Here is a 23363-nt window from a genome sequence, read left to right as displayed (position 1 = left end):
TGGACCCCACAGATTTCTGTGGTTCCGGGCGGTGCGCGGTCCTCTTACGGTCGGTTGCGTCGAGGGACGCACCCAGTGGTTCGTTCGAGCGCCCCCGATCGCAACCCGTGCCGGGATAACGAATCGGTCCCGGTCGCGAACGTGAGGAACCCGCATGACCGAGGAGCCCACCGCACTGGACCCGCCCCCGCCGCCTCCACGCGAGCAACCCCCGCCTCCACAACCCCCGCCACACGAGCAACTCCCGCCGCGCAAGCAACCCACGCCGCCTCCACAACCACCGCTTGCGCAACCGCTGCCTCCGCAACCACCGCTTGCGCAACCGCTGCCTCCGCAACCGCCGCTTGCGCAACCACCGCCTGCGCAACCACCGCCGCCTGAGCACCCGCTCCCGCCCCGACCGTTCCCGCCCCAGCCGCCCGGACGCCCCGCCGATCCCCGCGTCGCCCCCGCGGCGGAGCACGACAGCGGGGTGTTCGGGTGGGCGCGGCGGTGGCTGGGGCTGGCCGACGCGCTCGTGCGGCGGGCCGTGGAGGACTCCGTGCCCGACCGGGTGCTGTCCTTCCGGGAGGTCGTCGGCTACCTGGTGGCCAACCGGCCGGCGGGCGCCGAGCGCGGTGTCCTGCTGCGGCGGCGCCGAACGGGCGCGTGGGCGTTCCAGCTCGCCTTCCTCGGCCCCGACGGCGACCCGCTCGACGACCGCGCCGGCCGGGTGATCGGGCACGTCGTGCTCGCCCGGGACTGCGACGAGGAGTTGCGGGAGCTGTTCGGCGACCGCGACCTGATCCTGTTCGACTGACCCGGGAGGAGCACCGACGTGCTGGAACTGATCCTGTCCGCGCTCGCCGGCCTGATCATCGAAGTGGTGCTGACCGTCGTCGTGCTGGCGTTCGCGGCGGTGGTGGACTGGTTCGTGCAGCGCTACGCCTCGATGGACGAGGACGACATCGCCTTCACCCTGCGCCAACAGCTCGACACCGGCGCTTTCACGGTGGTCCAGGGCATCTTCGACCAGGCCACCGGCCAGGTCACGGAGGCCCGCCGGGTCAACGCCAACCGGCTTGACCCGCGCCTGGCCCAAGCCCACGCCCGCGAGAACCTCGCCGTCTACACCTGAGGAGCCGGGCATGGAAGCCGTGGTGTTCGTCGCGATCCTCGCACTCGTGCTCTACCTGCTGTTCCGCCGACCTCGCCGCAGAACCAGCACGGCCGCGACGGTGCTGGGCGTGGTCGCGGCCCTCGCGGCGGTGGCGGTGTTGGCGTGGCGGGAGATCCAGCTGTGGTTCGACCGCCACCGCGCGCCCGCCACGCTCGGCGAACTGGTCCGCCGCGAGCTGGAGACCGGCCACTACGAGGTCGTTGCCAACGTCCTGGACCGCGGCGGCACCCCGAAGCACACCCGCACCTGGCGCACTTCGCGGCTGGACCCCGAGGTACGGCGCCGCTTCGGCGACTCGGACCGGGTCGTCGTCTACACGTCCTAGGAGGGAGTTCCGCGTGCTGGACGACCAGTACCGGCTGGAGGTGCTCGGCCTGCCCGCCGACCTGCCCCCGGTCGCGGCGGCGGCGTTCCGCGGCAGGCTGACCCGCGGCGCCCGCGAGCTGTTCGACGAGACCGGGCTGCACGAGATCAACCTGGTGGTGCGCCGCGAGGGCACGGCGCCGCCGCCGGAGGCCGCGCTGGACCTCGACCAGCGCATGTCGTACTTCCGGGTGGTGCGGCCGGGGCACGACTTCGGCCGGCTCGTGCTGCCCCCGGACACCTTGGAGGAGCTGCACCGCGCCATCGACGCCGTCCGCCTGCGGCACCTGGTGTTCGACACCTGGGGCCTGCGGGCCGTCGAACCGCACCCGCGCACCGCCATCGGCCTGCACGGCCCGCCCGGCACCGGCAAGACGATGATCGCCCACGCCCTCGCCACCCACCTGGGCAAACCTTTGCTGCCCGCCCGCACCTCGCAGCTGGAGAGCAAGTACCACGGCGAGGGCGGCAAGTACCTGACCGCGTTGTTCGAGGCGGCGAAGCGGGCGGACGCCGTGCTGTTCGTGGACGAGGCCGAGTCGCTGCTGTCCCGGCGGTTCGAGAGCCTCGGGCAGGGCGCCGAGCACGCCGTGAACACCCTGCGCAGCGAACTCGTGCAGCACCTGGACCAGCACGAAGGGGTGGTGGTGTTCGCGACGAACCTGGTGCGCTCCTACGACCCGGCGATCAGCAGCCGCCTGCACCACGTGCTGGTCCCCGCGCCCGACCACGCCGCGCGCGAGGCGATCTGGGCGGCCCACCTGTCCACCGGGCTGCCGCTGGCCGACGACGTCTCCCCGGCCGCGCTCGCGGAGACCGGTGACGTGGTGGGCCGCGACATCAAGCGGGCGGTGATCGGGGCGGCGATCGCGGTGGCCCGGCGCGGTGAGCACGTCGTGCGGCACGCGGACCTCGCCGACTCCCTGGCCCGGCTGCTCGCCCAGCGCCCGGCGGTCGGCGACCAGGTCACCGAGGAGGAACGCGCGGCGATCGCGGAGGGCCTGCGAGCGCGCGGTAACGGCGGATGACCAGCCACTGGGCGGCGACCGCGGCGGCGGTGAGGACCAGCACCACCAGCGTGGCCGCCGCCGCGTGGCCGTAGCGCAGGTACTCGAAGGCGTTGCGGTAGACGTACAGCGGCAGGTACGTGGTCGAGTACGGCGGCGGGCCGCCCTCGGTGACCACCAGCGCGGGCACGAAGGAGAACTGGAAGCTCAGGATGGTGTCCCGCAGCAACAGCAGCGCGATGACCGGCGACAGCAGGGGCAGCGTGACCCGCCGTGCCAGCGACCAGGCCGACGCGCCTTCCAGGGCGGCGAGTTCGTGCACCTCGCGCGGCAGCGCCCGGCGGGCGGCCAGCAGCACGACCAGCATCTCGCCGATGGTGAACAGGCTCATCACGATGATCGCCGCACGGGCGTCCTCCGGCGCGGTGAGCCAGGCGGGCACGGCCGTGCCCAGCGCGGTCCGCCCGTTCTCGCCGCCCAGGCGCAACAGCTGGTTCACCGGCCCGTACAGCGGGTTGAGCAGCCACAACCACAGCAGCCCGTAGGCGATCTCCGGCACGGCGGTGGGCAGGGTGGCGACCGTGCGGGCGGTGGCCGCGCCGGGCGCCCGGCGGTGCAGCAGCAGGGCCAGCCCGAGCGCGAGGGCCACCCGCAGCGGTACCGCCACCGCCGCGAACACCAGCGAGTTCACCAGGGCCGCGCGGAACGGCACGCTGGTGGCCAGTTCGGCGAAGTTCGCCAGGCCGATCCACTGCGGCGGCCCGATCAGGTCGTACTCGGTGAACGCCAGCGCCAGCGTCACCAGCGCCGGGCCGAACACCAGCACAAGGAGCCCGACCAGGTACGGCAGCAGCATCAGCCACAGCTGCTTGTCCTTTTTAGACACTGCGCGTCCCGGACGCGTCGAACAGGTGCAGTTCCCCGACCTCCAGGCACACCTCGGCCCCCACCTCGGGCTGCTGGGACGAAGGCACCCTTGCGACCACGGGGTGCGACCGCACGTCCAGGTGCACGTAAGCGTCCTCGCCCACCACCTCCACCCGCACCACCCGGCCCGGTACCCCGTCGTCCACCAGCCGCACCGCCTCCTGTCGGAACCCGACCCGGTGGCCGCCGCGCCACGGGCCGTCGCCGGGCAGCACGTTCATCGGCCCGACGAACGTTGCCACGAACTCCGTCGCCGGCCGCCGCCACACCTCCTCCGGCGTCCCGACCTGCTCGACCCGCCCGTCGCGCACCACGGCCACCCGGTCGCCCAGGATCAGCGCCTCGACCCGGTCGTGCGTGACGTGCAGCATGGTCGCGCCGACCCGGTCGTGCAGCGCCCGCAACTCCGCCCGCGTCCGCTCCCGCAGCGGTCCGTCCACATTGGACAGCGGCTCGTCCAGCAGGAACACCGCCGGCTCCCGGACCAGCGCCCGCGCCAACGCGACCCGCTGCCGCTCGCCGCCGGACAGCTGGTGCGGCCGGCGGTCCAGCAGGTGCTCGCAGCCCACCACGGCCGCCGCCCGGGACGCGATCGCCCGCGCCGACCCGCGCCGCAGGCCCCGCACCCGGTGCCCGAACGCGATGTTGTCCGCGACCGTGAGGTGCGGGAACAGGGCGTGCGACTGGAAGACCATCGCCACGTCCCGCTCACCCGGGCTCAGCGCCGTCACGTTCCGCCCGGCGATCCGGACCGTCCCCGCCGCCACCGGGTGCAGGCCCGCGACGACCCGCAGCAGCGTCGACTTGCCCGCGCCCGACGGGCCGAGCACCACGAGCAGCTCACCGCGCTCCACGACGAGGTCGACGCCGCGCAGCACGTCGTCCCGCCCGTGCGCGGCCCGCACCCCGACCAGTTCGACCCCGGTCACTTGCTCGCGCGTTCGAACAGCGGTCGGGTCTGCTCGTCCAGCTCCCGCACGACCTCGGCCGTGGGTTTGTTGTAGTACAAGGCGTTCTCCAAGATCCCGTTGGCCACGTCCTCGATCTCCGGCCACGTCGAGATGGTCGGTGTCGCCCGGATGCTCGGGATCGAGTCCAGGAACACCTGCGCGCTGCGCGGCTTGGCGGCGGGGTCCAGGAACGCCGGCGACTGGGCCACGGCCTTGTTCGACGGCACGGTCCGCCCGGTCCCGGCCATGATCTTCGCTCCCTCGGGTCCCAGCGCGAACTCCACGAACTTCCACGCCGCAGCCTTGTCCGACGACCCGCGCGTGACGCAGTAGGCGTCGCTGTGCAGCACGGTCGCGGGCGTGCGGTGCACCGGCAGCGCGGCCACGTCCCAGTCGAACCCGGAGACCGCGCGGAACGTCGTGGTGGACCGGCGCGAGGACATCAGCATCCCGAGCTTCCCGGCGGCGAACCGGGCCTCGTCGTCCTGGCTCTCCACCTCCTGGTCGGTGGGCACGGCCCCGTGCAGGCCACGCAGGTCGATGAAGTCCTGCAACGCCTCCACCGCCGGCTCGTCCAGCGCGAGCCGAGCGGGGGAGTGGTCGTCGTCGAACAGCTTGCCCCCGTTGGACCACACGAACGGGGCCAACCGGACCAGCTCCGGCGACACCCCCAGGCCGTACTCCGCGGGCGGCGGACCGGTCGGGGCCGCGCCGGGCTGGTCGGTGTCGACGCCCTTCACCACGTCTCCGTTGGCGTCCCGGGTCAACGCGATGGCGGTGGCGACCATGTCGTCCCACGACCACCCCGGGCGCGGCTCGGCGACCCCGTACTTCTTGAACAGGTCCTTGTTGTAGTAGACGACCAGGCTGGAGATGTTCTGCGGCATGCACATCTGCTCGCCGCGCACTTGGAAGGCCTCCAGCGCCTGCGGGTAGAAGTCGTCGGCCTTCAGCGTCTTCGACGCGGTCAGCATCGGTCCCGCCGGCTCGATGGCGTCCTTGGCCGCGAACTGGCCGTAGAACCGGTAGTTCATCAGGAACAGGTCCGGTGGCTTGCCGCCCGCGATGGACGTGGACAGCCGCGCGATGAGGTCCTTGCGGTCGCTCGCCTCGACCAGCCGCAGGTCCGCGCCGGGGTGCGCCTGCTCGTAGGCGGCCTCCAGGGACCGGTAGGCGGCCAGCTCGTGCGGGTCGCCGAACACCAGCAGGCTCGTCGCCGACCCGTCCTCGCCGCCCGCGCACCCCGCCACGACCAGCGCCGCAGCCACCGCAAGGGCACGTGCTCTCACCGGGAGACCCCCTTCAACTCGCGTTGCGCGACCACGAAGACCACCAGCGCGGGCACGGTCGCCACGACCGCGCCCGCCAGGAACACCGGGAAGTCCGCCGCGTCCAGCGCCGCCAGCGACCGCAGCGCCAGCGGCAGGGTGAACAGGTCCCGGTCGTACAGGAACACCAGCGGGTCCAGGAAGTTCGACCACGTCAGCACGAACGTCAACGCGGCCGTGCCCGCCGTCGCCGGCCGCACCAGCGGCATCCCGACCCGCCACCACGTGCGCAGCGGCGACAGGTCCTCCATCGCGCACGCCTCCCACAGCTCGCCCGGCACCGCCCGGAAGGCCAGGTAGTAGACCAGCGGGAACAGCGGGGAGCCCGCGATCAGCGCGGGCGCGACCAGCGGCACGAGAGTGTCGGTCAGCCCCGCCACCCGGAACACCGCGAACCTCGGCACCAGCAGCGCCACCGCCGGGACCATCAACGCCACCAACGACAACGCCGCCACCCAGCCCGCCACCCGCTGCGGCAACCGGGCCATCGCGAAGCCCGCCATCGAGGCGACCACCACGCTCAGCGGCACCGCCACGGCGCACACCAGCAGTGAGTTCACCGTCGCCCGGACCAGCCCGCCCAGCTCCGCCGCCAGCCGGTACCCCTCGACCGACACCGGCGCGGGCACCAGGTCGGGAGTGGTCGGCGGCGGCAACCCGGGCCGGTGCAGCGACCCGGACACCAGCAGCGCCAGCGGAGGCAGGAAGACGGCGACCACCGCCACCGCACCCCAGCGCCGCCACACCCGCGAACCCACCCCTTCCACCAGGACGCGCCACGGTCCCACGCCCACCCGAACCAGGACAACGGTCGGCCGTAAACGGTGAAACACCCCCGCAATTCGGCCCTACCGGACACCCCGGACCGTCCGGACCATGTGCGGCAACCCTGCCCACCGGAAGGCCTGCCATGCGCCGCAGAACGGTCCTCGCCCTGCTCGGCACCTCCCTGCTCTTACTGCCCGCCGCGGCCGTGCCCGGCGTGGCCGACCGCGTGATCGGCTCCCTGCACGTGGAGAACGACAACCCCCTCGGACCCGGCGGCAGCGACGAGTGGTTCGCCCGCCAACGCCTGCACCCCACCCCCGTCGACATCGGCGCGAACCTCACCCGCGCGGTGCGCGAGGCGGAAGCCCTGCGGGACGGGCACGCCCTGTCCGTGCAAGCCGCCTGGCAGTCCCTCGGACCGGGTCTGGGCGGCCGGATCTCCGACATCGCCGTCGACCCCACCCGACCCGACACCGTGTACGTGGGCGCGGCCTCCGGCGGCGTCTGGAAGAGCACCGACGGCGGCACCACCTTCAGCTACTCGTGGCAGCGCGACCTGCCGCAGTCCACGGGCGCGCTGGCCGTGAGCAGCAACGGCACCCTGTACGTCGGTACCGGCGAGGGCGCGCCCGGCTCGGCGTCGTACTCCTTCCCCGGCAACGGGGTCTACCGCTCCACCGACGCCGGCGCGACCTGGCAGCACCTGGGCCTGGACGGCACCGACCGCATCGGCCGCATCTCCATCGACCCCGCCAACCCCAACCGGATCTTCGTCGCCGCCGCGGGCAAGCTCTACCAGCCGGGCGGCACGCGCGGCATCTACGCCACCACCGACGGCGGCACGACGTGGCGGCAGGCCCTCGCGGGCGTGAACACCACCACGGGCGGCATTGACGTGTCGATCAGCCCGGCCGAGCCGAACTACGTCTACGCGGCGATGTGGGACCACACCCGCAAACCCGAGGGCCGCACCTACGGTGGTGTCGGGACGGGCGCGTACCGGTCCTCCGACGGCGGCCAGACGTGGACGCGGCTGGGCGGCGGGCTGCCCGCGCCCGACGCGAACAACGGCCGCCTGGGCATCGCGGTCGCCAAGTCCGACCCGGCCCGGCTGTATGTGATCTCCGCCGACACCACGGGCAACTTCCAGGGCTTCTGGACCTCCACCAACCGCGGCGACACGTGGACCAGGATCACCAACACCAGCGCGCTGTCGTCCTCGCAGTCGACGTTCGGGTGGTGGTTCGGCCGGATCTTCGTCGATCCGGCCGCCGCGCAGCACCTGTGGGTGCCGGGCGTGCCGATGCTGGAGTCCACCAACGCGGGCAGCAGCTGGACCAGCAACAGCTCGTCCTTCCACGTCGACCAGCACGCGGTGGCGGTGGACCCGAGGGTGTCCGGCCGGGTGTTCATCGGCAACGACGGCGGTGTCTACCGCTCGACCCAGAACGGCTCGCTGTCCGGGACGTGGACCAAGGCCCGCAACCTGTCCAACATGCAGTTCTACACCGCCGCCGTCTCGCAGCAGGACCCGACGCGGATCAGCGGGGGCTTGCAGGACAACGGGTCCGTGCGGTCCTGGGCGGGCTGGGGTCAGATCTACGGCGGCGACGGCCTGGCCAACGTCATCGACCCGACCAACCACAACAAGGTCTACGCGTGCGCCCAGAACGGGCAGTGCGTCCGGTCGACCGACGGCGGCAACACGACGTCGGCGTTCGGCAGCACCACGTCCACGCGGCGCGGCTGGCTGACGCCGGTCGTGCTGGACCCGAGCAACCCGGCGATCGTGTACTACGGCGGCAACCGGCTCAACCGGTCCACCAACTCGGCCCAGTCCTTCAGCGTGATCAGCAACGACCTCACGCACGGCACGTGGGCCACGATCAGCGCGATCGGCGTGGCCAAGAGCGACGGCCGGGTCGTGTACGCGGGCACCGAGGACGGCCGCATGTGGGTCACCCGCGACACGGGCGCCACCTGGCGGGAGATCACGACCGGGCTGCCGACGCGGTTCATCACCCGGGTCACCGTCGACCCGACGGACGCGAACCTCGCCTACGTCACCGTCTCGGGCTACCGCAACGGGTCCGACCTGGCACACGTGTTCCGGACCTCCGACGGCGGCACGACGTGGACCGACATCTCCGGCAACCTGCCGGACGCGCCGGTCAACGAGATCGTCCTGGACCCGCTCAACCGCTCGATCCTGTACGTGGGCAGCGACGTGGGCGCGTTCGTGTCCACCAACGGCGGCGGCAACTGGTCCCCGCTGGGCACCGACCTGCCGGTGGTGCCGGTGACCGACCTGGCACCCTCTGTCGCAAGTGGACAGACAGTGCTCACGGCGGCGACCTACGGCCTGGGCATCTACCAGATCCGGCCGTCGAGCGCGCCCGCCAACGACTTCGCGCTCTCGGCGTCCCCGGCCTCGGGCGCGGTCGACCCGGGCGGCACGGCGACCGCGACCGTGGCGACGTCGGTGGTGTCGGGGACGGCGGAGTCCGTGACCCTGTCCGCGACCGGCCTCCCGGCCGGCGCCACGGCCACGTTCACCCCGTCGTCGGTGACGGCGGGCGCATCGGCCACCGTCACCATCCGCACGTCGAGCACCACGCCGGCGGGCACGTACCCGATCACGCTGACCGGCACGGCGGCGTCGGCCACGCGCAGCACGACCTACACCCTCACGGTGAACCAGGTCGGCGGCACGTGCGCCGGGACCAACCCCAACGACGTGGCCATCGGCGACAACACGACGGTGACCTCGACGATCCCGTTGACCTGCCAGGGCACCGCCTCACCGACGTCCTCGGTGGAGGTGCACATCAAGCACACCTACATCGGTGACCTCGTGGTCACGCTGGTCGCGCCGGACGGCAGCGCGTACGTGCTGCACAACCGGTCCGGCAGCGGCACCGACAACATCGACAAGACCTACCCGGTCGACCTGTCGGGCGAGAACCGGTCCGGCACCTGGACACTGCGCGTGCAGGACGCCGCCGCCCAGGACGTCGGCACCCTCGACACCTGGACGCTCACCTTGTGAGGCAACGGGTGCCCGGCCTCAACGCACGGGGTCGGGCACCCAGTTCTCCCTGCCGGCGGGGCGTCCACCCGCACCGAAAGTCGAGGTGGCGGCCACGGGCGAAGACGGTCACGCCCGCCGGACGGCTCCCAGACCCCGGCGCGACGGCTTCGGGGCAGGCGCGGGGTCTTCGTCGTCGGCCAGTGCCGCGTAGGCGCTCAGCCAACCCGACGCCCGGTAGTCGCCCCGGCGGGTGAACACCGCGATGCCCCTGTCGGTGTCCTCGCCCTCGGGGTACGGCACCTCGGTCGTGGCCTTCGTGCTGACCGACGGCCCGTACTCCTTGCCCCGCCACGCCACCGCGTGCGCCGCGACCGTCCCGGACACGTGCGCCCGGTCCTCGCGGACCTCCAGCACCGCGCCGGTCACCCGCTCCCGCAGCAGCGCCGTGTACCCGGCCTGGTCCAGCTCGCACTCCGCCGGCGGCCGACCCGGGGGCCAGTCCGGCGACCGCACCCCGCGCGCCACCGCCGACCGCCACATCTCCGGCACCAGGTCGTGCACCCGCGCCCGAGTCGCCATCTGCTCGCACAGCCACAGCAGCCGGCCCGCGCCGCGCCGGGGCGTCAGCGACCGCCACCGGACGCGCTGGTCGAGGTCGGCGGCGACGACCGCGATCCACGGGTGCACCGTCCCCAGCACCCCCTGCGCCGCCAGCCACGACAGGAAGCGGGGCGCCTGCTCGAACACCGGGTGCAGGGTGGTCAGCGGGATGCCCGCCGCCACCCGCCGCGTCCGGCCGGTGAACAAGTGCGGCGACCGGGCGGCCAGCAGCAGGCCGGCGCGGGCCAGGTCGCCGGGCGCGGTGGTGGTCTGCGAGCCCAGGCCCTTGACCGACGCCGTGTTGGTCACCTGCGAGGCCCGGCCGCCCGCCTTGACCACGGTCGCCACCGCCGGCCGCACCTGGTCCGGCACGGGCAGGGCCGCCAGGTCCCGAACGGCGACCGACAGCACCAGCACCAGGGCGTCCTCGGCGGCCTCCGGGTCCGGCGGCACGGGCAGCAGGCCCAGGGCGTAGCGCAGCCGGTGCCCGGTGTGGGTGGACACCATCATCCGCGCGGTCAACCGGCCCAGCTCGGTGATCGCCAGCGCACCGTCCCGCTCGGTCAGATGTCCTTCTGCGACAAGGAAAGCCACGGCGTCCTGCACGGGTTGCAGGGCGTCGTCGCCCTGGGCGTAGGCGAGGGTCTCCACCCACCACGCCTCGGCGTCGGCCAGGCTGGTGATCCGCCCCTGCAACACCTCGGCCAGCACGTGGTCGGGCAGGCTCTCGTGGATGCGCGAGTACACCGAGTAGCCCGCCACCAGCCGGGTCTGCCACGCCGCCCGCTGGTGCTCGTCCACGACCAGGTACGACCAGCCCTCGGTCTCGCCCGCGCCGATCCGCCCGGCCCGGCCGAACATCTGCAACACCATCGAGGTGTCCATCGGCTCGCCGCCGACTGTGGTGTCCCGCACGATCACCGCGCGGGCGGGCAGGTTCACGCCGGCGGCGACGGTCGAGGTGGCCACCAGCACGTCGGCCTTGCGGTCGCGGAAGGCCCGCTCGGCGGCGTGCTTGTGCTCGTAGTCCGCGTAGTGCATCCGGACGCCGACCTCGGCGCAGACCTTCGTCAGGCCGTCCACGTCGTCGCCGGCCACGCTGTGCACGGGCGCGCCCCGGTCGGCGGCGATGGCCATCGCGGTGGAGCGGACGTTGCGCTTGGACCCGCAGAACACCAGGACGCTGCCCTGCTCGGCGGTGTGCCGGGCGGTCAGGTCGAGCACGACCTGTTCACGCAGCCGCGCGCCGGCCGCGAACCCCGAGGCGGCCGGGATGGTCGGCAACTGCCAGGTGACCCGCGAGGGCCGCCAGGTCGTGGCCACCAGGTCGGCTTCGAGCCACTCGGCGACCTCGGCCGCGTTGGACACCGTCGCCGACAGCCCCACGATCCGCACCGGCGAGTCCGCGCCGCGCACCCGCGCCAGCAGGGCCTCCAGCAGCGCGCCCCGGCCGGGCGTGCCCAACAGGTGGATCTCGTCGACCACCATGCAGCCGACCTCGCCCAGCGCGGCCTGGAGGGAGGCGGCCCGGCAGATCGCCTCGAACTTCTCCGTCGTGGCCACCCACAGGTCGGCGGCGCGGACCCGTTCGACGTCCACGGCGTACTCGCCGGACAGCCGTTCGACCCGCAGGCCCTGCTTGCGCCAGGACTCCAGCTCGCGGTCCAGCTCGTCGGTCAGCGAGCGCTGCGGCACCAGCCAGGCGGCCTTGCGGCCCTCCTCCAGGATCGTGCGCAGGACGGCCAGCATGCCGATCGCGGTCTTGCCCGCGCCGGTCGGAGCGGTGATCAGCAGGTGGGCGTCGTCGTCGAGGATGTGCGGCGCGGCCTGGGTCTGGGCGGGGTTGAGGACGGGGAAGGGCAGGTAGGGGCGGTAATCCGGCGGGACGAGGTCCGCCACCGGGGTGGGGTCGGGCGCGGGGCCGGGGGTGTCGTGCAGCTTCCACAGGACGTCGAACGCCAGGCGGGCGGCCCAGGCCTTGTCGTCGCCGGTGGGTTCGCAGCGCTCCGGGACGATGCCGCCGACCTCGGACAGCCAGGCGGTGGCGCGCAGGGGATCGCCGGGTTGGGCGGAGACGGTCTCCTGCTCCAGCCAGTGCTTGAGGGACCGGTGCTCGATGCCTTCTTGGGTGAGCAGGGCGCGCAGCTCGTCGAACTCGGGGCGGTCGGGCATGACGACCCTGGCTCCGACGACGCCGGCGGGTGGTTTGAGCGTCGGGTCCGTGGTCTTGCACCACCACACCGGGGCGGGGTCGGTGAGCAGGTGCGGCGGGAGGGTGGGGGTGTCGTCGGCCTGGGCGGTGGGGACGGCTTCGGAGCCGGCGAGGATCGACCGGATGCGGGCCGCCATGACCGTGGTCGACATGCGCCGCACCGGCCGCGCGGGCTCGGGTTCCGGCTCGGCCTCGCCGGTCGTGTCGGCCGCCGGATCCGCCGTGGCGGCGGCGGGGTCTGCCCTGGCTGCGGCCGGGTCTGCTGTGGTGGGGCGTGGCCTCCGGCCCCCGGTTCCATTCTCCTCCGGGGGACCGACAATTCCGGGCTGCCGGCTCTCAGCGTCGGCGGGGTTCTCAGCTTCGGCCGGCTCCTCGGCTTCGAGCGGCGGGTTCTCGGCGCGGGTCGAGGGGCGTTCGAAGACGCGGGTCTCCTGGGCCAGCGCCGCCAGTTGGGCGTCCTCGGCCGCGCGCCTGGCCACCGCTTCCGGGCGGAGGTCGCCCAGCACCGACTTCTGGGCCAGCTGCAACTCGCGCAGCGTGAACGACGCCGGGCACGTCACGCACACCACGGCGGCCTGCAACTGCTGCTTGCCGCGGTGCGGGTGGGAGCGGTAGAGGCCGTGCAGCTCGTTCGCGCACTTCGGGCAGCGCTTCTCGATCGGGATGGGGGACAGCTGCCAGCCGGGCTCGGCGTAGCGGGCGATCGCGGGTTCGGGTCGGACACCCCACCGGGACTCGACCACGCCCGCGACGGACGTGTCGGGTCCCTGCGGGCTGGACGATCCGCGCACCACGCCAGCCCTCCCCGTCCCGCCGATGAGCACGCGATGCTAACCCGTTGGTCGGACCCGTCGCAGGGGCGCAGGTCAGACGGTCGTGGTCGCGCCGAGCTCCGGGGCGAGCCCGACCGCCGCCCGCACCGGGTCGCGGTCGAACCGGCTCGGGAAGGCGTCGTGCACCCGCCAGCCCGCGCCGTGCAGGGCACGCCACCGCGCCAGGTGCGCCTCGACGCCGTCGGGGTGCGGGCGGGTCTCGACGGCGACCGCCGTGATGCCCTCGCCCACGACCAGGTCCAGCCGCCATTCGCCGACCGGGTACCCGGTCCGCACCGCGTGCCCGGCCGCGCGCAACGCCTCCGCCAGCCGGGCGGTCCACTCGTCGGACGGCTCCGCGCCCTCCGTCTCCGTCGGCGGCACCCCGGCGTGCCGCAGGTACGCGCCGACCAGGCCCACCGGCCGGGTCGCGGAGGTGACCAGGTGGACCCGGCGGCGGGCGCGGGTGGTCAGCACGGCCAGCAGGTTGCGGTCGCCCGCGAACCGCCACGCGTTCGGCTTGTCCTCGTCGGTCAGCGCCAGGCTCACGACGACCTCGTCGAACTCCGAGCCCTGCACCCCGTGCACGGTGCCCACCCGCACGCCGCCGGCGGTGATCTCGTCCAGCGACAGCTTGTCGAGCAGGGCCTGCTCCAGGGCGTCGGCCTGCGCGCGGAAGGGCGTCACCACGCCGATCGACCGCACGCCCTGCTCGATCCGCCGGCCCACGTGGGCCAGCACGGCGTCCGCCTCGGCCGGGTTGACGCCCTTGCCGTCGCGCGTGCCCAGGACGTGCTCGGTGTCGATGCAGTCCACGTCGGCGATCGCGGGGTGCGTGGTGAGCAGCGAGATCCGGCCGTCGTAGAACTCGCGCGCGGCGAACCCGATCAGGTGCGGCGCGCAGCGGTGGTGCTCGGTCAGCCAGTGCACGCCGGCCGCCGCCGCGCCCGCGTCGAACAGGCTCACCTTCGGCACGTCCAGCCGGTCGGCCAGCGCTTCGGTCCCCTCGGCGGCCACCGCGTCCCGCACAGCCTGGTCGCTGACGAACGACACGTGCCGCAGCTGGCGCGGGTCGCCGCCGATCACCGCCCGCCTGCCGCGCAGCAGCGCCGGCGCGGCCAGCGGCTGGTCCACGTGGCTGGACTCGTCCACCACGACCAGGTCGAACATGCCCGGCACGGCGGGCAGGATGTCCTCCACCTCGGCCAGCGTCCCCACCCACAGCGGCAGCGCGGCGACCAGGTCGTGCGGGGCGACGTCGGCCAGCGCCCGCCGTCGCGCGGCCGGTCCCGAGCGCAACGCCCGCGCCAGCGCCGCCACCGCCCGCCGCGGACCCGCGCCGCGCGCGCTGCCGGACCGGGCGCGCAGCCACGCGGCGGTCGCGCGGTGGCGGCGGGCGTCCTCCTCTGCCAGCAGGTCCCGCAGGGCGGTCAACGCCGTGCCGCCGCGCGCGGCCAGCCGGACCTGCGCGGCGGACTGCTCGGCCGCCCGCACCGCGGCCTCCAGCTCGACCGGGTCCGTGGTGTCCGCCGCTCCCGCGAGCCGGCGGGCCGACCGCAGCGCCCACCACGTCCGCAGCCCCGCCAGCAGGCCTTCGCGCGGCCGGAGCAGGTCGTGCAGCAGGCCCAGGTCGACGTCCGCGAACGCTTTCGGGGCCACCGCCCGGTGCGCCGGCATGAGCGCTTCCCGCCGCACCGCCTCCCCGGCCAGCTCCTCGTCCCGCAAAGCGTCCGCGACGGCCCGCTCGACCCGCACCACCGCCGCGTCCGCCGCCCGCCGCGCCCGGTCGAGGTCGTTCACCTCGCCCTTGTCGACGGGGGCCAGGCCGTCGCCCAGCTCGCGGGCCATCTCCTGGCGCAGCTCGGAATCGCCGAACAGCACCGGCAACGGGCCGCCCGCGCGGCGGAGGGCGGCCCCGAGCACGTCGGCGGCGTTGCGTGTGCGACTGGCCAGCAGTACCGACTCGCCCCGCGCCACGGCGTCCAGCGCGATCGCGGCCAGCGTGTGCGTCTTGCCGCTGCCCGGCGGCCCGCCCACCACGGTGATCGGCGCGGACCGGGCCGCGCGGACGGCGGCGCGCTGGCTCGGCGTCAGCGGCAGGACCTCGGTGATCGGGTCGTCGGTCGGGGTGGCCTCGACCGGCGCGTACAGCCGGGCCAGCGCGGTGTCCTCGATCCCCGTGGTCCCTGCCCACGTGTAGAGGGCGGCGCCGCGTTCGGTGCTGACCACCGGCTCGCCCGCGTGCAGGCCCGCGCCCGCCACCACGACCAACCCCTCCCCGCCGACGAGCGGCCTGAGGTCGCGGGCGGTGTCGAGCACCGGCACGTCGGCGAACCCGCTCGCCGCCAGCACCGCGGCGATCCACTCGCCGGTCCGGTCGAGCCCGGTCTCCAGCTCGGCCGCCTTCGCCGCGTCCGCCAACGGGTACACCGCGACGTCGCCGGCCGGCTGGACCGCGTACCGCCGACCGCCCACGTGGTGCAGCCGCACCGGCCGCGACACCAGCGGCAGGCACACCCGCCGCCGCTGCCCGCCCACCTCCGCCGGACCGCACAGGAACGCCCACCCCAGCCGCAGCAACCGGTCCTCGCGGTGCAGCGCGTCGTACGCCGCCAGCCGCTCCACGGCGTACCGCTGGTCCTGGCGCGCGCTCCACGGCACCGGCTCGGCCTCGGCGTCCAGGACCAGCGCGGTCCACGCGGCGGGCTCGTCGCCCAGCCACACCAGCCCGGCGGTCTTCGCGATGTCCAGCTGGACCCGTTGCGGCTGCTCGGAAGCGCTGAGCCGCGCGAGCGTGCGCAGCACTGCATGAACGGTCACGCCGGCATCCTGCCTCACCCGGTGGGCGTCCAGGTGGTGAGCCGTCCGCCGGACAGCCGCGCGAACGCGCCGGTGGCCCGGTCGTGGGCCTGCGGCCGGAACCCTTCGACCAGCGCGACGCGCGCGCCCGCCGCGGGGTCCCAGACCTCCAGCCCGTTCTCGGCGGCGACGTAGAGCCGCCCGCCGTGCGCCCACATCGGCCCGTCGAGCCCGGCGACCAGGCCCTTCAACCGGTTCCCGGGCACGGTGTAGAGCTCGACGCCGGGCAGCATCTCCTTGTCGTCGAACCCCATGCGCTGGATGGCGACCGTGTTGTCGTCCACCCACGCCATCGGCTGGTCCCACGCGTACGACCGCAGGGACAGCCGCCCGGCGTCCTCGGGCGCGTACGCGTGCCCGCCGTGCAGCCACGAGTGCAGGTCCACCACCTCCGGCACGCCCACCGGGTGCCACACCCAGCCGTCGCACGCCAGCCACCGGCCGTCCGGGCTGGGGTGCAGGGCGCCGTGGAAGTAGTCGGAGTAGCGCTGGGACGGGTCGCGCTCGGTGAGCAGCCGTCCGGTGGCGGCGTCGAAGGCGTCCAGCCGGTTCCAGGCGGTCGCGGCGACGACGGTCGAGCCGACGAACGCCACCGGGAACGGCGTGGTGTCGACGTGGTAGCCGCCCCGGTCGAGGGCCAGGACGGGAGAGCCGTCGCGCAGGTCCACCACGGTCCCGTACTGCCCGTAGTCGGTGACCACGGCGGCGAACCGCCCGTCCGGCGAGGTGTGCACGGCGGCCCGGCGCGGCTTGTACGGCCGCCGGTCGGAGTCGTCGGCCGGCACGTCCACCGGCCCGACCAGCCGCGACCCGTCCTCACCCCACGCCACCAGCCCGTCCGCCGTCAGCGCCAACCACCCACCCGGCAGCGCCGCCAGACACCGGTCCCCGAGCGGCACCACCCGCCACTCCCGCTCGCTCCAGGCGCCGCCCGCCGGGCCGTCGAGGTGCCGCACCTCGGGTTCGCCCAACCAGCCGAGGTTGTGGTCCAACTCGTCCTCCTCGACCCGCTCGACACACCCCTGGCACACCACGACCAGCTCCCGCACGTCCACGCACGCCGCGCACACCAGGTCGAACGCCGACCCGACCCCGGTCAGCCGGCGGTGGTGATCGGGTGGTTGTTCGACCAGCAGGTGCTCGCAGAGCTTCGAACGTCCTACGCAGGCGGCATGTCCACAGGGCAGCAGGTCCACGAGTCAGATTCTTGTCGTATCCCGATCACCGGTTTGTAAAGTCTCGGTCATCGCCATACTGGTGCGCGTGATCGAGTTGGTGCGCGCGGCCGTGGCACGGGCAAGGGACGGCGACATCGAGAACCGCCCGCTGGTCTTGTGGGGCTTGCAATACGACCTGCGCCCCGAGGACCACGACCTGGTGCGGACATTGGCGGCGGCGGAGGCGCAGGACCGCGCGGACGACGACTTCCAAGGGCACACCGACGACACCGAACTGACCGGGTTCCTGCTGGCGTCCTACCGCGAAGTGTCTGATGTGTGGCTGCACTGGGACATCAAGCGCGCGAACTTCGACACGTGGAGCGGTTACGACGTCGAGTACCTGCTCGCGGCCGGGGTGGCGGAGACGCTGGAGTTCGTGCGCGCGAGCGACCACCCCGAGCGGGACGCCGTGCTGGAGCGCTTGGCCGACGTGGGCGAGGTCGACCTGGCGAAGTGGTGGCGCCGCAAGCAGTCCTGGTTCCCGACGAACCCCGCCGACGAGAACCCGCTCACCTGGTCGGACCGCGCCGCCCAACTCGGTCGGCACGACGAGGCCCGCACGTGGCTCGACCGCTGGTCGGAGGGTCGGGAGCGCAACGAGGAAACGCTGACCGTGCTGCGGGGCCGCTACGCCGACCTGGGCGCGCACGCCGAGGCCGCAGCCGCGCAACGCGACCTGCTCGCCCTGGCCCGCGACGCGTGGGGCACGGCGTCGGCCTTGCACATGTTGGCCCGCTACCAACGCCTGGCCGGACGGTACGACGCCGCGTGGTCGGCGCTGCGGGACTGCGCGGTGGCGTTGGAGAACGTGCCGGGGTGGCGGGAGGTCGGCCTGGGCCGCTACTACGTCGAGGAGTTGTTCACGCTGGCCCGGGACGCGTCCGGCGACCTGGCGCGGACGGCGTTCGAGACCGCCGACCGGGCGGCCGTGCCCGGCCTGGCCCTGGTCACCCTGCGGATCGCGGCCGAAGCGGCGGCCAAGCTAAGCATCCGGGAGGAGCACTACCGCGCCGCCCGGGACGCCGAGGCGCACCGCATCGGGGCCTAGGCTTCCTGCTCCTGCTCCATGACCCGGTTGAAGTCGGACTTGCCCGCCTGCCAACCGTCCTCGTCCGCGCCCAACCGCCAATAGCCCGAGATCGACATCCGCTCGCGCGGCACCTGGCGTTCCTGCCTCAGGTAGCCCCGCAACGCCTTGACCGCGTTGGCCTCGCCGTGCACGAACACGTGGACGTCACCCGCCGGGAACTCCAGCGCCCGCACGGCCTCCACCAGCACCTCACCGCGCCGCCGACCACCCCGGTGCAGCCAGGTGACCCCCGGCACGTCGTGCTCGTCCTCCGGCCCGTCGACCTCGACGAACACCTTCGCCACCGCACCCGCCGGCAACGCCTCCACAGCGGCGGCGATGGCCGGCCACGCGCTCTCGTCACCGGCCATCAGGTGCCAGTCGGCGTCCGGGTCGGGCGCGTAGCCGCCGCCGGGACCGGCGAAGTGCAGTACGTCCCCGGGCTGCGCCTTGGCCGCCCACGGCCCGGCGATGCCCTCGTCCCCGTGCACCACGAAGTCGATCCACAACTCCCGCCCGTCCCACCGCCGCACGGTGTAGGTGCGGGTGCGCGGCCACTGGTCGCGCGGCAGGGAAGCCCGGATCACACCCAGGTCGAACGGCTCCGGGTAGACCACGTCCGCCTGCGGGAACTGCAACTTCACATAGCTGTCGGTGAACGGCCCGACCTCGAACCCGTCCACCTCCAACACCACCCGGATCATCTGCGGCGCGATCCGCTCGGTCCGCACCACCCGCCCGCTCTTGACCCGAGACCGATCAGACATCCGCAGCAACTCCCCGCCCCCGAACGGCACGAACCCGTTCCACCGTACGCGGCCTCCTCACAGCCCCGCCGCCCACGCACGCACGTCGTCGAGGTGCCCCGGGGTCAGGCCACGCCGCGGGTCCACCGCGCACAGTCGCGTCGGCACCCCGGTCCGCTCGCGGTCGAACGCCGCCCGCGCCACCGGCCAGGCGTTCAACTCGTCGTCGAACCACGCCAACGGCCGCCCCGCGGCGAACGCGGCCACCGCTCGCCACTTCCACTCCCCGTCGGGCCGCCACCCGTCCCCGTAGTCGGGGAATTCCACCACTGGCAGCGGCGGCAGCCCGAGCGCCGGCGCGACCAGTTCGTTGGCCAGGTGCATCCACGTCGTCGCCCACACCAGCTCCAGCCCGGTGTCGGCGGCCAGCGCGCGCAGCGCGGGACCGTGGTCGGGATTCAGCCACACCCGCAGCCCGCGGTACCGGCGCGCGTCGCGACCGGTGTGCCAGCCGCCCGAGCGGGTGTACCGGAACGTCCGGTAGCCCTCCGGCCGCTTGCTCGGCTTCGCCGCGTACGGGTTGAGCGGCCCGTCGACGTCCAGCATCAGCAGCATGGGCGTGATCGTCCGCCGGCCCGCGGACCCGGGTCCACCGGATTCAGGGCAGCCGGCGGCGGCCCGCGAAGCCCAGGTCGACGCGGTGGTACCAGTCCAGGCCCGGGTCGCCCTCCAGCCAGCACAGCAGCACCGGCACGCCGTCCAGCTCGGCCGGGAAGTCCACCAGCAGCGGCGCGAAGCCCTTCAGCTCCGCGCCCGTGCCCTGCACGGTGCTCATCAGGTCGTCCAGCCGCGCCTGCGCCGCCTTGAACTCGGCCAGCCCGCCCAGCGGCGTGGCCTCGCCCGCGGCCAGCGCGGCGGACAGCTCGGCGGCGTCGGCCCGCAACGCCACGATCTCGTCCAGCACCGGCCGCAGCCGCTCCAGTTCGCGCCGTGCCTCGGCCAGGGTGAACAGTCCCATGTCGTCCCTTGGAATTCGGTCGTGGGGCCCCAGGCTAGACCGCTATCGCAACACGGCCAGGATCTTCTCCGGCGGGTTGGTCACCGACGAGTCCCGGCACGGCCAGTAGTCGGTGAACGCCCGCCGCGCGCGGGGGTAGCGGGTGGTCAGCTCGCGGATCGCCGTGGCCGCCTCGATCGGCGCGAGCTGCGCGCCCACGCAGTAGTGGATGCCGTGGCCGAAGGTCAGCTGCTGGCGGGCGGTGGGGCGGAACGGGTCGAAGGCGGCGGCGGTTGGTCCGTGCACGGCCGGGTCGCGGTTGGCCGCGCCCACGTTGATGAACACCAGTTCGCCCGGCTGGATCACGGTGTCGTGCACCTCGACGTGCTCGCGGGCGACGCGCGGGGTCAGATTGCGCACGGCGGGGTTGTGCCGGGTGCCCTCCTGGACCACCAGCGGCGCGGTGTCCGGGGCCGCCGCCAGCGCCGCCCAGCCGTGCGCGGTGCGGGGGGAGAGCAGGACGCCCAGGAGGTTGCCGATGGTGCCGGCGGTGGTCTCGTGACCGGCCACGATGAGCAGCAGCACGTTGTTGACCAGCCACTCCCGGCTGCCCGGCGCGGCCGGGTCGGTGACCCGCACCAGGTCGCTGATCAGGTCGTCGGTGGGGTGGGCCGCCCGGTCGGCGACCAGTTCCGCGAGGTACTCGGCGATGGCCGCCGCGGCCGGACCGGTCACCGCCGGGTTCTCCGCCGTCAGCGCGTGGGTCCACGGGACCAGCACGTCGTGGTCGGACTCGGGCAGCCCCAGCAGTTCGCACAGGACGAGGAAGGACAGCGGGAGCGCGTACCGGCTCACCAGGTCGACGGGGACGCCGGTCGGGAGGGTGTCGACCAGGTCGCGCGCTATGCGTTCGATGTGGGGGCGGAAGGCGTCGATGCGGCGCGGGGTGAACACGGCGGCGATGGGCTTGCGGAGCGTGCGGTGCAGCGGGTCGTCGGAGTTGAGCGCGGAGACGCCGTTCATCGGGTTGACCATCGCCGGCAGCCCCAGCCGGGTCAGTTGGGCCAGGTAGGCGGCTTCCAGCGCCGTCCCGTCCTTGGACAGGCGCTGGTCGGCCGCGAGTCTTCGGGCTTCTTCGAGGCCGACGGTGACCACGGCGACGGTGACGCCGGTGGGCAGCACCTCCCGGGTCACCCACCGCCCGCGGTCGCGCAGCGCGTCCTCGACCTCGTGGTGCTCGTGGGCGCGCAGGCCCACCCCGCCGAGGAGGGCCTGCGTGCGTGGTTCGGTCGGTGCCGTCACCTGGTCTCCTCACGGGGGAAGGCTCCGCGCACCACCAGTTCCAGCAGTGGTCGCGGGTCGGTGTGGTCGTCGCGGGCGACGCGGTGCAGGATGACGCCTTCGCAGCAGGCGGCGATGGTGCGCGCGGCGGTGCGCGGGTCGGGGGCTCCCAGCGAGGTCAGGACCGCGACGGCGGACTCCTCCATCACGGCGCGGACCCGTGACAGGGCGTCGCGCAGCCCCGGTTCGTGCTGCGCCTCCATGAACAGGACCAGGCGCGCGGCGGTCCACGTGCGGTTGACACCGGTGAGGTGGTCGAGGAACCCGCACATCATGTCCACCAGTTCGTCCGGTGTCTTCGGCGCTAGCGCGCCGCCGCTCATGTCCCGCAGCTCGTGGGCGGCGATCCAGTCCACCACGCCCGCCAACAGCGCGGCCCGGGTGCGGAAGTGGTTGGAGGTCGAGCCGCGCGGCAGGTGGGCGTGGTCGTCGACGCGTGCGTGGGTGAGGGCGCGGAGTCCTCCCGTGCCGAGGAGGTCGACGGCGGCGTCGAGGGCGCGGGTCCGCGTTGACGTCACTGGATCACTATAAACGTAGTGACAACCCACTATGACCGTAGTACCGTTGGCACATGGTGGAGTTCCCCGCTTTGGAGGGCGTCTCCCACCGCTACCTCGACCTCCCGGGGCTGCGTGCGCACGTGGCCGAGGCCGGTGACGGAGACCCCGTTCTGCTGCTGCACGGCTTCCCCCAGCACTGGTGGGAGTGGCGCAAGGTCGTCCCGGCCCTGGCCGGGCGGCGCAAGGTGGTCGTCCCGGACCTGCGCGGCGCCGGCTGGACCGACGCGCCGCCCCGCGGCTACGGCTACGAGTCGCTGCGCGAGGACCTGCTGGCCCTGCTCGACACGCTGAACCTCGACCGGGTGGACGTCGTCGCGCACGACTGGTCGGCGATCGTCGTCTTCCGCATGTGCCTGGACGACCCGAACCGCTTCCGCCGCTTCGTGTCCATCGGCGTGCCGCCGCCGTTCATCGACTTCGACATCCGCATGCTCGGCGCGCTGCGGCACGCATGGTTCCAACTCGCCATCATCACGCCCGGCCTGGGTGCCTGGCTGCTGCGCCACGGCGGCCTGCCGCAATTCCTGCTCACGAACTTCACGGTCCCCGGCTCTCTCACCCCACGCGACGTCGAGATCTACCTCGAACGCCTCCGCGACCCCGCGCGTGCGAAGGCCGGTTCCCTGCTGTACCGGAAGCTGATCACGCCCGAATCCGTCCGCATGCTCACGGGCGCCTACAAGAAGGCGCACTTGAAGACCCCCACACGGGTCTTGTTGGGCACCAAGGACCCGATCGTGCAGCCGCGCCTCATACACGGCTACGAAGACCAAGCAGACGACTTGGAGGTGCTGGAAGTGCCCGGCGCGGCCCACTACGTGCCCGAAGAACGACCACAGGACGTCGCCACACGCGTCCTTGAGTTCTTCGACGCGCCTTAAGGGGCTTCCAGCAACGCTTTCAGGCGCTTGGGAGCCGACACGCGGTAGCTCTCGACGAGCAACTCCGCGACCTCGGCCCAGTCGGTGTCGGCGTCGAGGACCAGTCCCACGACGTTGACCGCCCACCGCGGTTTGAAGAACGGGTGCGGCGCGTGGGACAGCGCCGCCAACTCCGGGCCGCCCGCCCGGAAGGTCAGCACGCTGCCCGCGGTGAGCCCGGCCGCCTCGGCGTAGGACGGCGGTCGGCCGTCCTCGATCTCCAGCACGTGCGCGAACGCCCGCTGGCCCACGCGCCAGCGGGTGCCGCGCCACGCCCGCTCCTCGACGGCCTCGGGCAGCGCCGCGCACACCGCGCTCAACCGTTCCAGCACCTCGTCCGGCACTTCCGGGTAGTCGGCCACCGCGTCCCCCTCGTCTCGACCGCCCGCCGATTCTGCCCGTTTCGATCACGGCGGGATACCGTTGGCCGGGAGTGATCCGTTTTTGTCGGTGCTCGTCGTTAACCTCCGCCCATCGAGTTGTGATCGACTGGT

At 73.5% G+C, this 23363-nt stretch carries 20 protein-coding genes; 7 read left to right on the top strand and 13 right to left on the bottom strand.

The genetic code is table 11. The annotated features are described in order from the left end of the window. Positions 1-472: 472 nt before the first annotated feature. Genes WBN91_RS07965 through WBN91_RS07950 form a run of 4 tightly spaced genes read left to right on the top strand, consistent with a single transcriptional unit; the run spans position 473 to position 2550 of the window. Entirely contained in the window at positions 473-799 is a 327-nt protein-coding gene (locus WBN91_RS07965) for a hypothetical protein (RefSeq protein ID WP_337722619.1), read from the top strand. Between the two features lie 18 nt (positions 800-817). After that, on the top strand, positions 818-1117 hold the full coding sequence (locus WBN91_RS07960) for a hypothetical protein (RefSeq protein WP_337722618.1): 300 nt from the start codon (positions 818-820) through the stop codon (positions 1115-1117). Between the two features lie 10 nt (positions 1118-1127). Next, a complete protein-coding gene (locus WBN91_RS07955) occupies positions 1128-1484 on the top strand; it encodes a hypothetical protein (protein ID WP_337722617.1) in 357 nt (118 codons plus the stop codon). A gap of 13 nt (positions 1485-1497) precedes the next feature. Next, a complete protein-coding gene (locus tag WBN91_RS07950; protein ID WP_337722616.1) occupies positions 1498-2550 on the top strand; it encodes an ATP-binding protein in 1053 nt (350 codons plus the stop codon). On the opposite strand, the gene WBN91_RS07945 is transcribed toward WBN91_RS07950, so the two are convergent. The 4 genes from WBN91_RS07945 to WBN91_RS07930 are packed head-to-tail and all read right to left on the bottom strand — an operon-like array spanning position 2489 to position 6528. Next, positions 2489-3415 carry a carbohydrate ABC transporter permease gene (locus tag WBN91_RS07945; protein ID WP_337722615.1) on the bottom strand — a complete coding sequence of 309 codons (927 nt, stop codon included), beginning with the start codon at positions 3413-3415 and terminating at the stop codon, positions 2489-2491. The genes WBN91_RS07950 and WBN91_RS07945 overlap by 62 nt on opposite strands. After that, positions 3408-4385: an ABC transporter ATP-binding protein gene (locus WBN91_RS07940; RefSeq protein ID WP_337722614.1), complete on the bottom strand. Its 978-nt coding sequence runs from the start codon at positions 4383-4385 to the stop codon at positions 3408-3410. Before WBN91_RS07940 ends, WBN91_RS07945 begins: the two co-directional genes overlap by 8 nt. Next, positions 4382-5695 (bottom strand): ABC transporter substrate-binding protein, encoded by a 1314-nt coding sequence (locus WBN91_RS07935; protein WP_337722613.1) that lies wholly within the window; start codon positions 5693-5695, stop codon positions 4382-4384. Before WBN91_RS07935 ends, WBN91_RS07940 begins: the two co-directional genes overlap by 4 nt. After that, complete coding sequence (locus WBN91_RS07930; RefSeq protein WP_337722612.1) at positions 5692-6528, bottom strand: carbohydrate ABC transporter permease; 837 nt, start codon at positions 6526-6528, stop codon at positions 5692-5694. The genes WBN91_RS07935 and WBN91_RS07930 overlap by 4 nt, the downstream gene beginning before the upstream one ends. Positions 6529-6644: 116 nt before the next feature. Here WBN91_RS07930 and WBN91_RS07925 point away from each other — a divergent pair, with 116 nt between their 5' ends. Further along, positions 6645-9551, top strand: coding sequence for a VPS10 domain-containing protein (locus tag WBN91_RS07925; protein WP_337722611.1), 2907 nt, complete (start codon positions 6645-6647; stop codon positions 9549-9551). 108 nt (positions 9552-9659) lie between these two features. Here the strand turns inward: WBN91_RS07925 and WBN91_RS07920 are convergent, their stop codons facing one another. The 3 genes from WBN91_RS07920 to WBN91_RS07910 all read right to left on the bottom strand — a co-directional run bounded on the left by WBN91_RS07920 (position 9660) and on the right by WBN91_RS07910 (position 17212). Continuing rightward, entirely contained in the window at positions 9660-13139 is a 3480-nt protein-coding gene (locus WBN91_RS07920; RefSeq protein WP_337722610.1) for a DEAD/DEAH box helicase, read from the bottom strand. Positions 13140-13211: 72 nt separating this feature from the next. After that, the gene (locus WBN91_RS07915) at positions 13212-15977 is read right to left on the bottom strand and encodes an AAA domain-containing protein (RefSeq protein ID WP_337722609.1); all 2766 of its coding nucleotides are present in this window, start codon (positions 15975-15977) and stop codon (positions 13212-13214) included. A 14-nt stretch (positions 15978-15991) separates the two neighbouring features. Beyond that, complete coding sequence (locus WBN91_RS07910; protein ID WP_337722608.1) at positions 15992-17212, bottom strand: hypothetical protein; 1221 nt, start codon at positions 17210-17212, stop codon at positions 15992-15994. A gap of 67 nt (positions 17213-17279) precedes the next feature. Between WBN91_RS07910 and WBN91_RS07905 the strand changes: the two genes are divergently transcribed. Then, positions 17280-18284 carry a hypothetical protein gene (locus tag WBN91_RS07905; RefSeq protein WP_337722607.1) on the top strand — a complete coding sequence of 335 codons (1005 nt, stop codon included), beginning with the start codon at positions 17280-17282 and terminating at the stop codon, positions 18282-18284. Here WBN91_RS07905 and WBN91_RS07900 read toward each other — a convergent pair. The 5 genes from WBN91_RS07900 to WBN91_RS07880 are packed head-to-tail and all read right to left on the bottom strand — an operon-like array spanning position 18281 to position 21907. Next, the gene (locus WBN91_RS07900; protein WP_337722606.1) at positions 18281-19072 is read right to left on the bottom strand and encodes a siderophore-interacting protein; all 792 of its coding nucleotides are present in this window, start codon (positions 19070-19072) and stop codon (positions 18281-18283) included. The genes WBN91_RS07905 and WBN91_RS07900 overlap by 4 nt on opposite strands. A gap of 57 nt (positions 19073-19129) precedes the next feature. Further along, positions 19130-19666 (bottom strand): HAD domain-containing protein, encoded by a 537-nt coding sequence (locus WBN91_RS07895; protein ID WP_337722605.1) that lies wholly within the window; start codon positions 19664-19666, stop codon positions 19130-19132. A gap of 43 nt (positions 19667-19709) precedes the next feature. Further along, positions 19710-20069 (bottom strand): DUF2203 domain-containing protein, encoded by a 360-nt coding sequence (locus WBN91_RS07890; protein WP_337722604.1) that lies wholly within the window; start codon positions 20067-20069, stop codon positions 19710-19712. 42 nt (positions 20070-20111) lie between these two features. Further along, positions 20112-21350 (bottom strand): cytochrome P450, encoded by a 1239-nt coding sequence (locus WBN91_RS07885; RefSeq protein ID WP_337722603.1) that lies wholly within the window; start codon positions 21348-21350, stop codon positions 20112-20114. Further along, complete coding sequence (locus WBN91_RS07880; RefSeq protein WP_337722602.1) at positions 21347-21907, bottom strand: TetR/AcrR family transcriptional regulator; 561 nt, start codon at positions 21905-21907, stop codon at positions 21347-21349. Before WBN91_RS07880 ends, WBN91_RS07885 begins: the two co-directional genes overlap by 4 nt. 53 nt (positions 21908-21960) lie before the next feature. Between WBN91_RS07880 and WBN91_RS07875 the strand changes: the two genes are divergently transcribed. Beyond that, on the top strand, positions 21961-22830 hold the full coding sequence (locus WBN91_RS07875) for an alpha/beta fold hydrolase (protein WP_337722601.1): 870 nt from the start codon (positions 21961-21963) through the stop codon (positions 22828-22830). On the opposite strand, the gene WBN91_RS07870 is transcribed toward WBN91_RS07875, so the two are convergent. Then, the gene (locus WBN91_RS07870) at positions 22827-23231 is read right to left on the bottom strand and encodes an MmcQ/YjbR family DNA-binding protein (protein WP_337722600.1); all 405 of its coding nucleotides are present in this window, start codon (positions 23229-23231) and stop codon (positions 22827-22829) included. The two genes, WBN91_RS07875 and WBN91_RS07870, sit on opposite strands and share 4 nt — an antisense overlap. Positions 23232-23363: the final 132 nt, after the last annotated feature.

This window comes from Saccharothrix sp. CCNWYY140 (assembly GCF_037401995.1).
GTDB lineage: Bacteria > Actinomycetota > Actinomycetes > Mycobacteriales > Pseudonocardiaceae > Actinosynnema.
Note: the sequence above shows the minus strand (reverse complement) of the source record. Positions and strands in the feature narration are given on the sequence as shown.

Bases quoted from the DNA above. Each gene is read 5' to 3' on its own strand.
- WBN91_RS07955 (WP_337722617.1), top strand. From the start codon at position 1,128: ATGGAAGCCGTGGTGTTCGTCGCGATCCTCGCACTCGTGCTCTACCTG.
- WBN91_RS07925 (WP_337722611.1), top strand. From the start codon at position 6,645: ATGCGCCGCAGAACGGTCCTCGCCCTGCTCGGCACCTCCCTGCTCTTA.
- WBN91_RS07900 (WP_337722606.1), bottom strand. From the start codon at position 19,072: ATGTCTGATCGGTCTCGGGTCAAGAGCGGGCGGGTGGTGCGGACCGAG.
- WBN91_RS07895 (WP_337722605.1), bottom strand. From the start codon at position 19,666: ATGCTGCTGATGCTGGACGTCGACGGGCCGCTCAACCCGTACGCGGCG.
- WBN91_RS07890 (WP_337722604.1), bottom strand. From the start codon at position 20,069: ATGGGACTGTTCACCCTGGCCGAGGCACGGCGCGAACTGGAGCGGCTG.
- WBN91_RS07875 (WP_337722601.1), top strand. From the start codon at position 21,961: ATGGTGGAGTTCCCCGCTTTGGAGGGCGTCTCCCACCGCTACCTCGAC.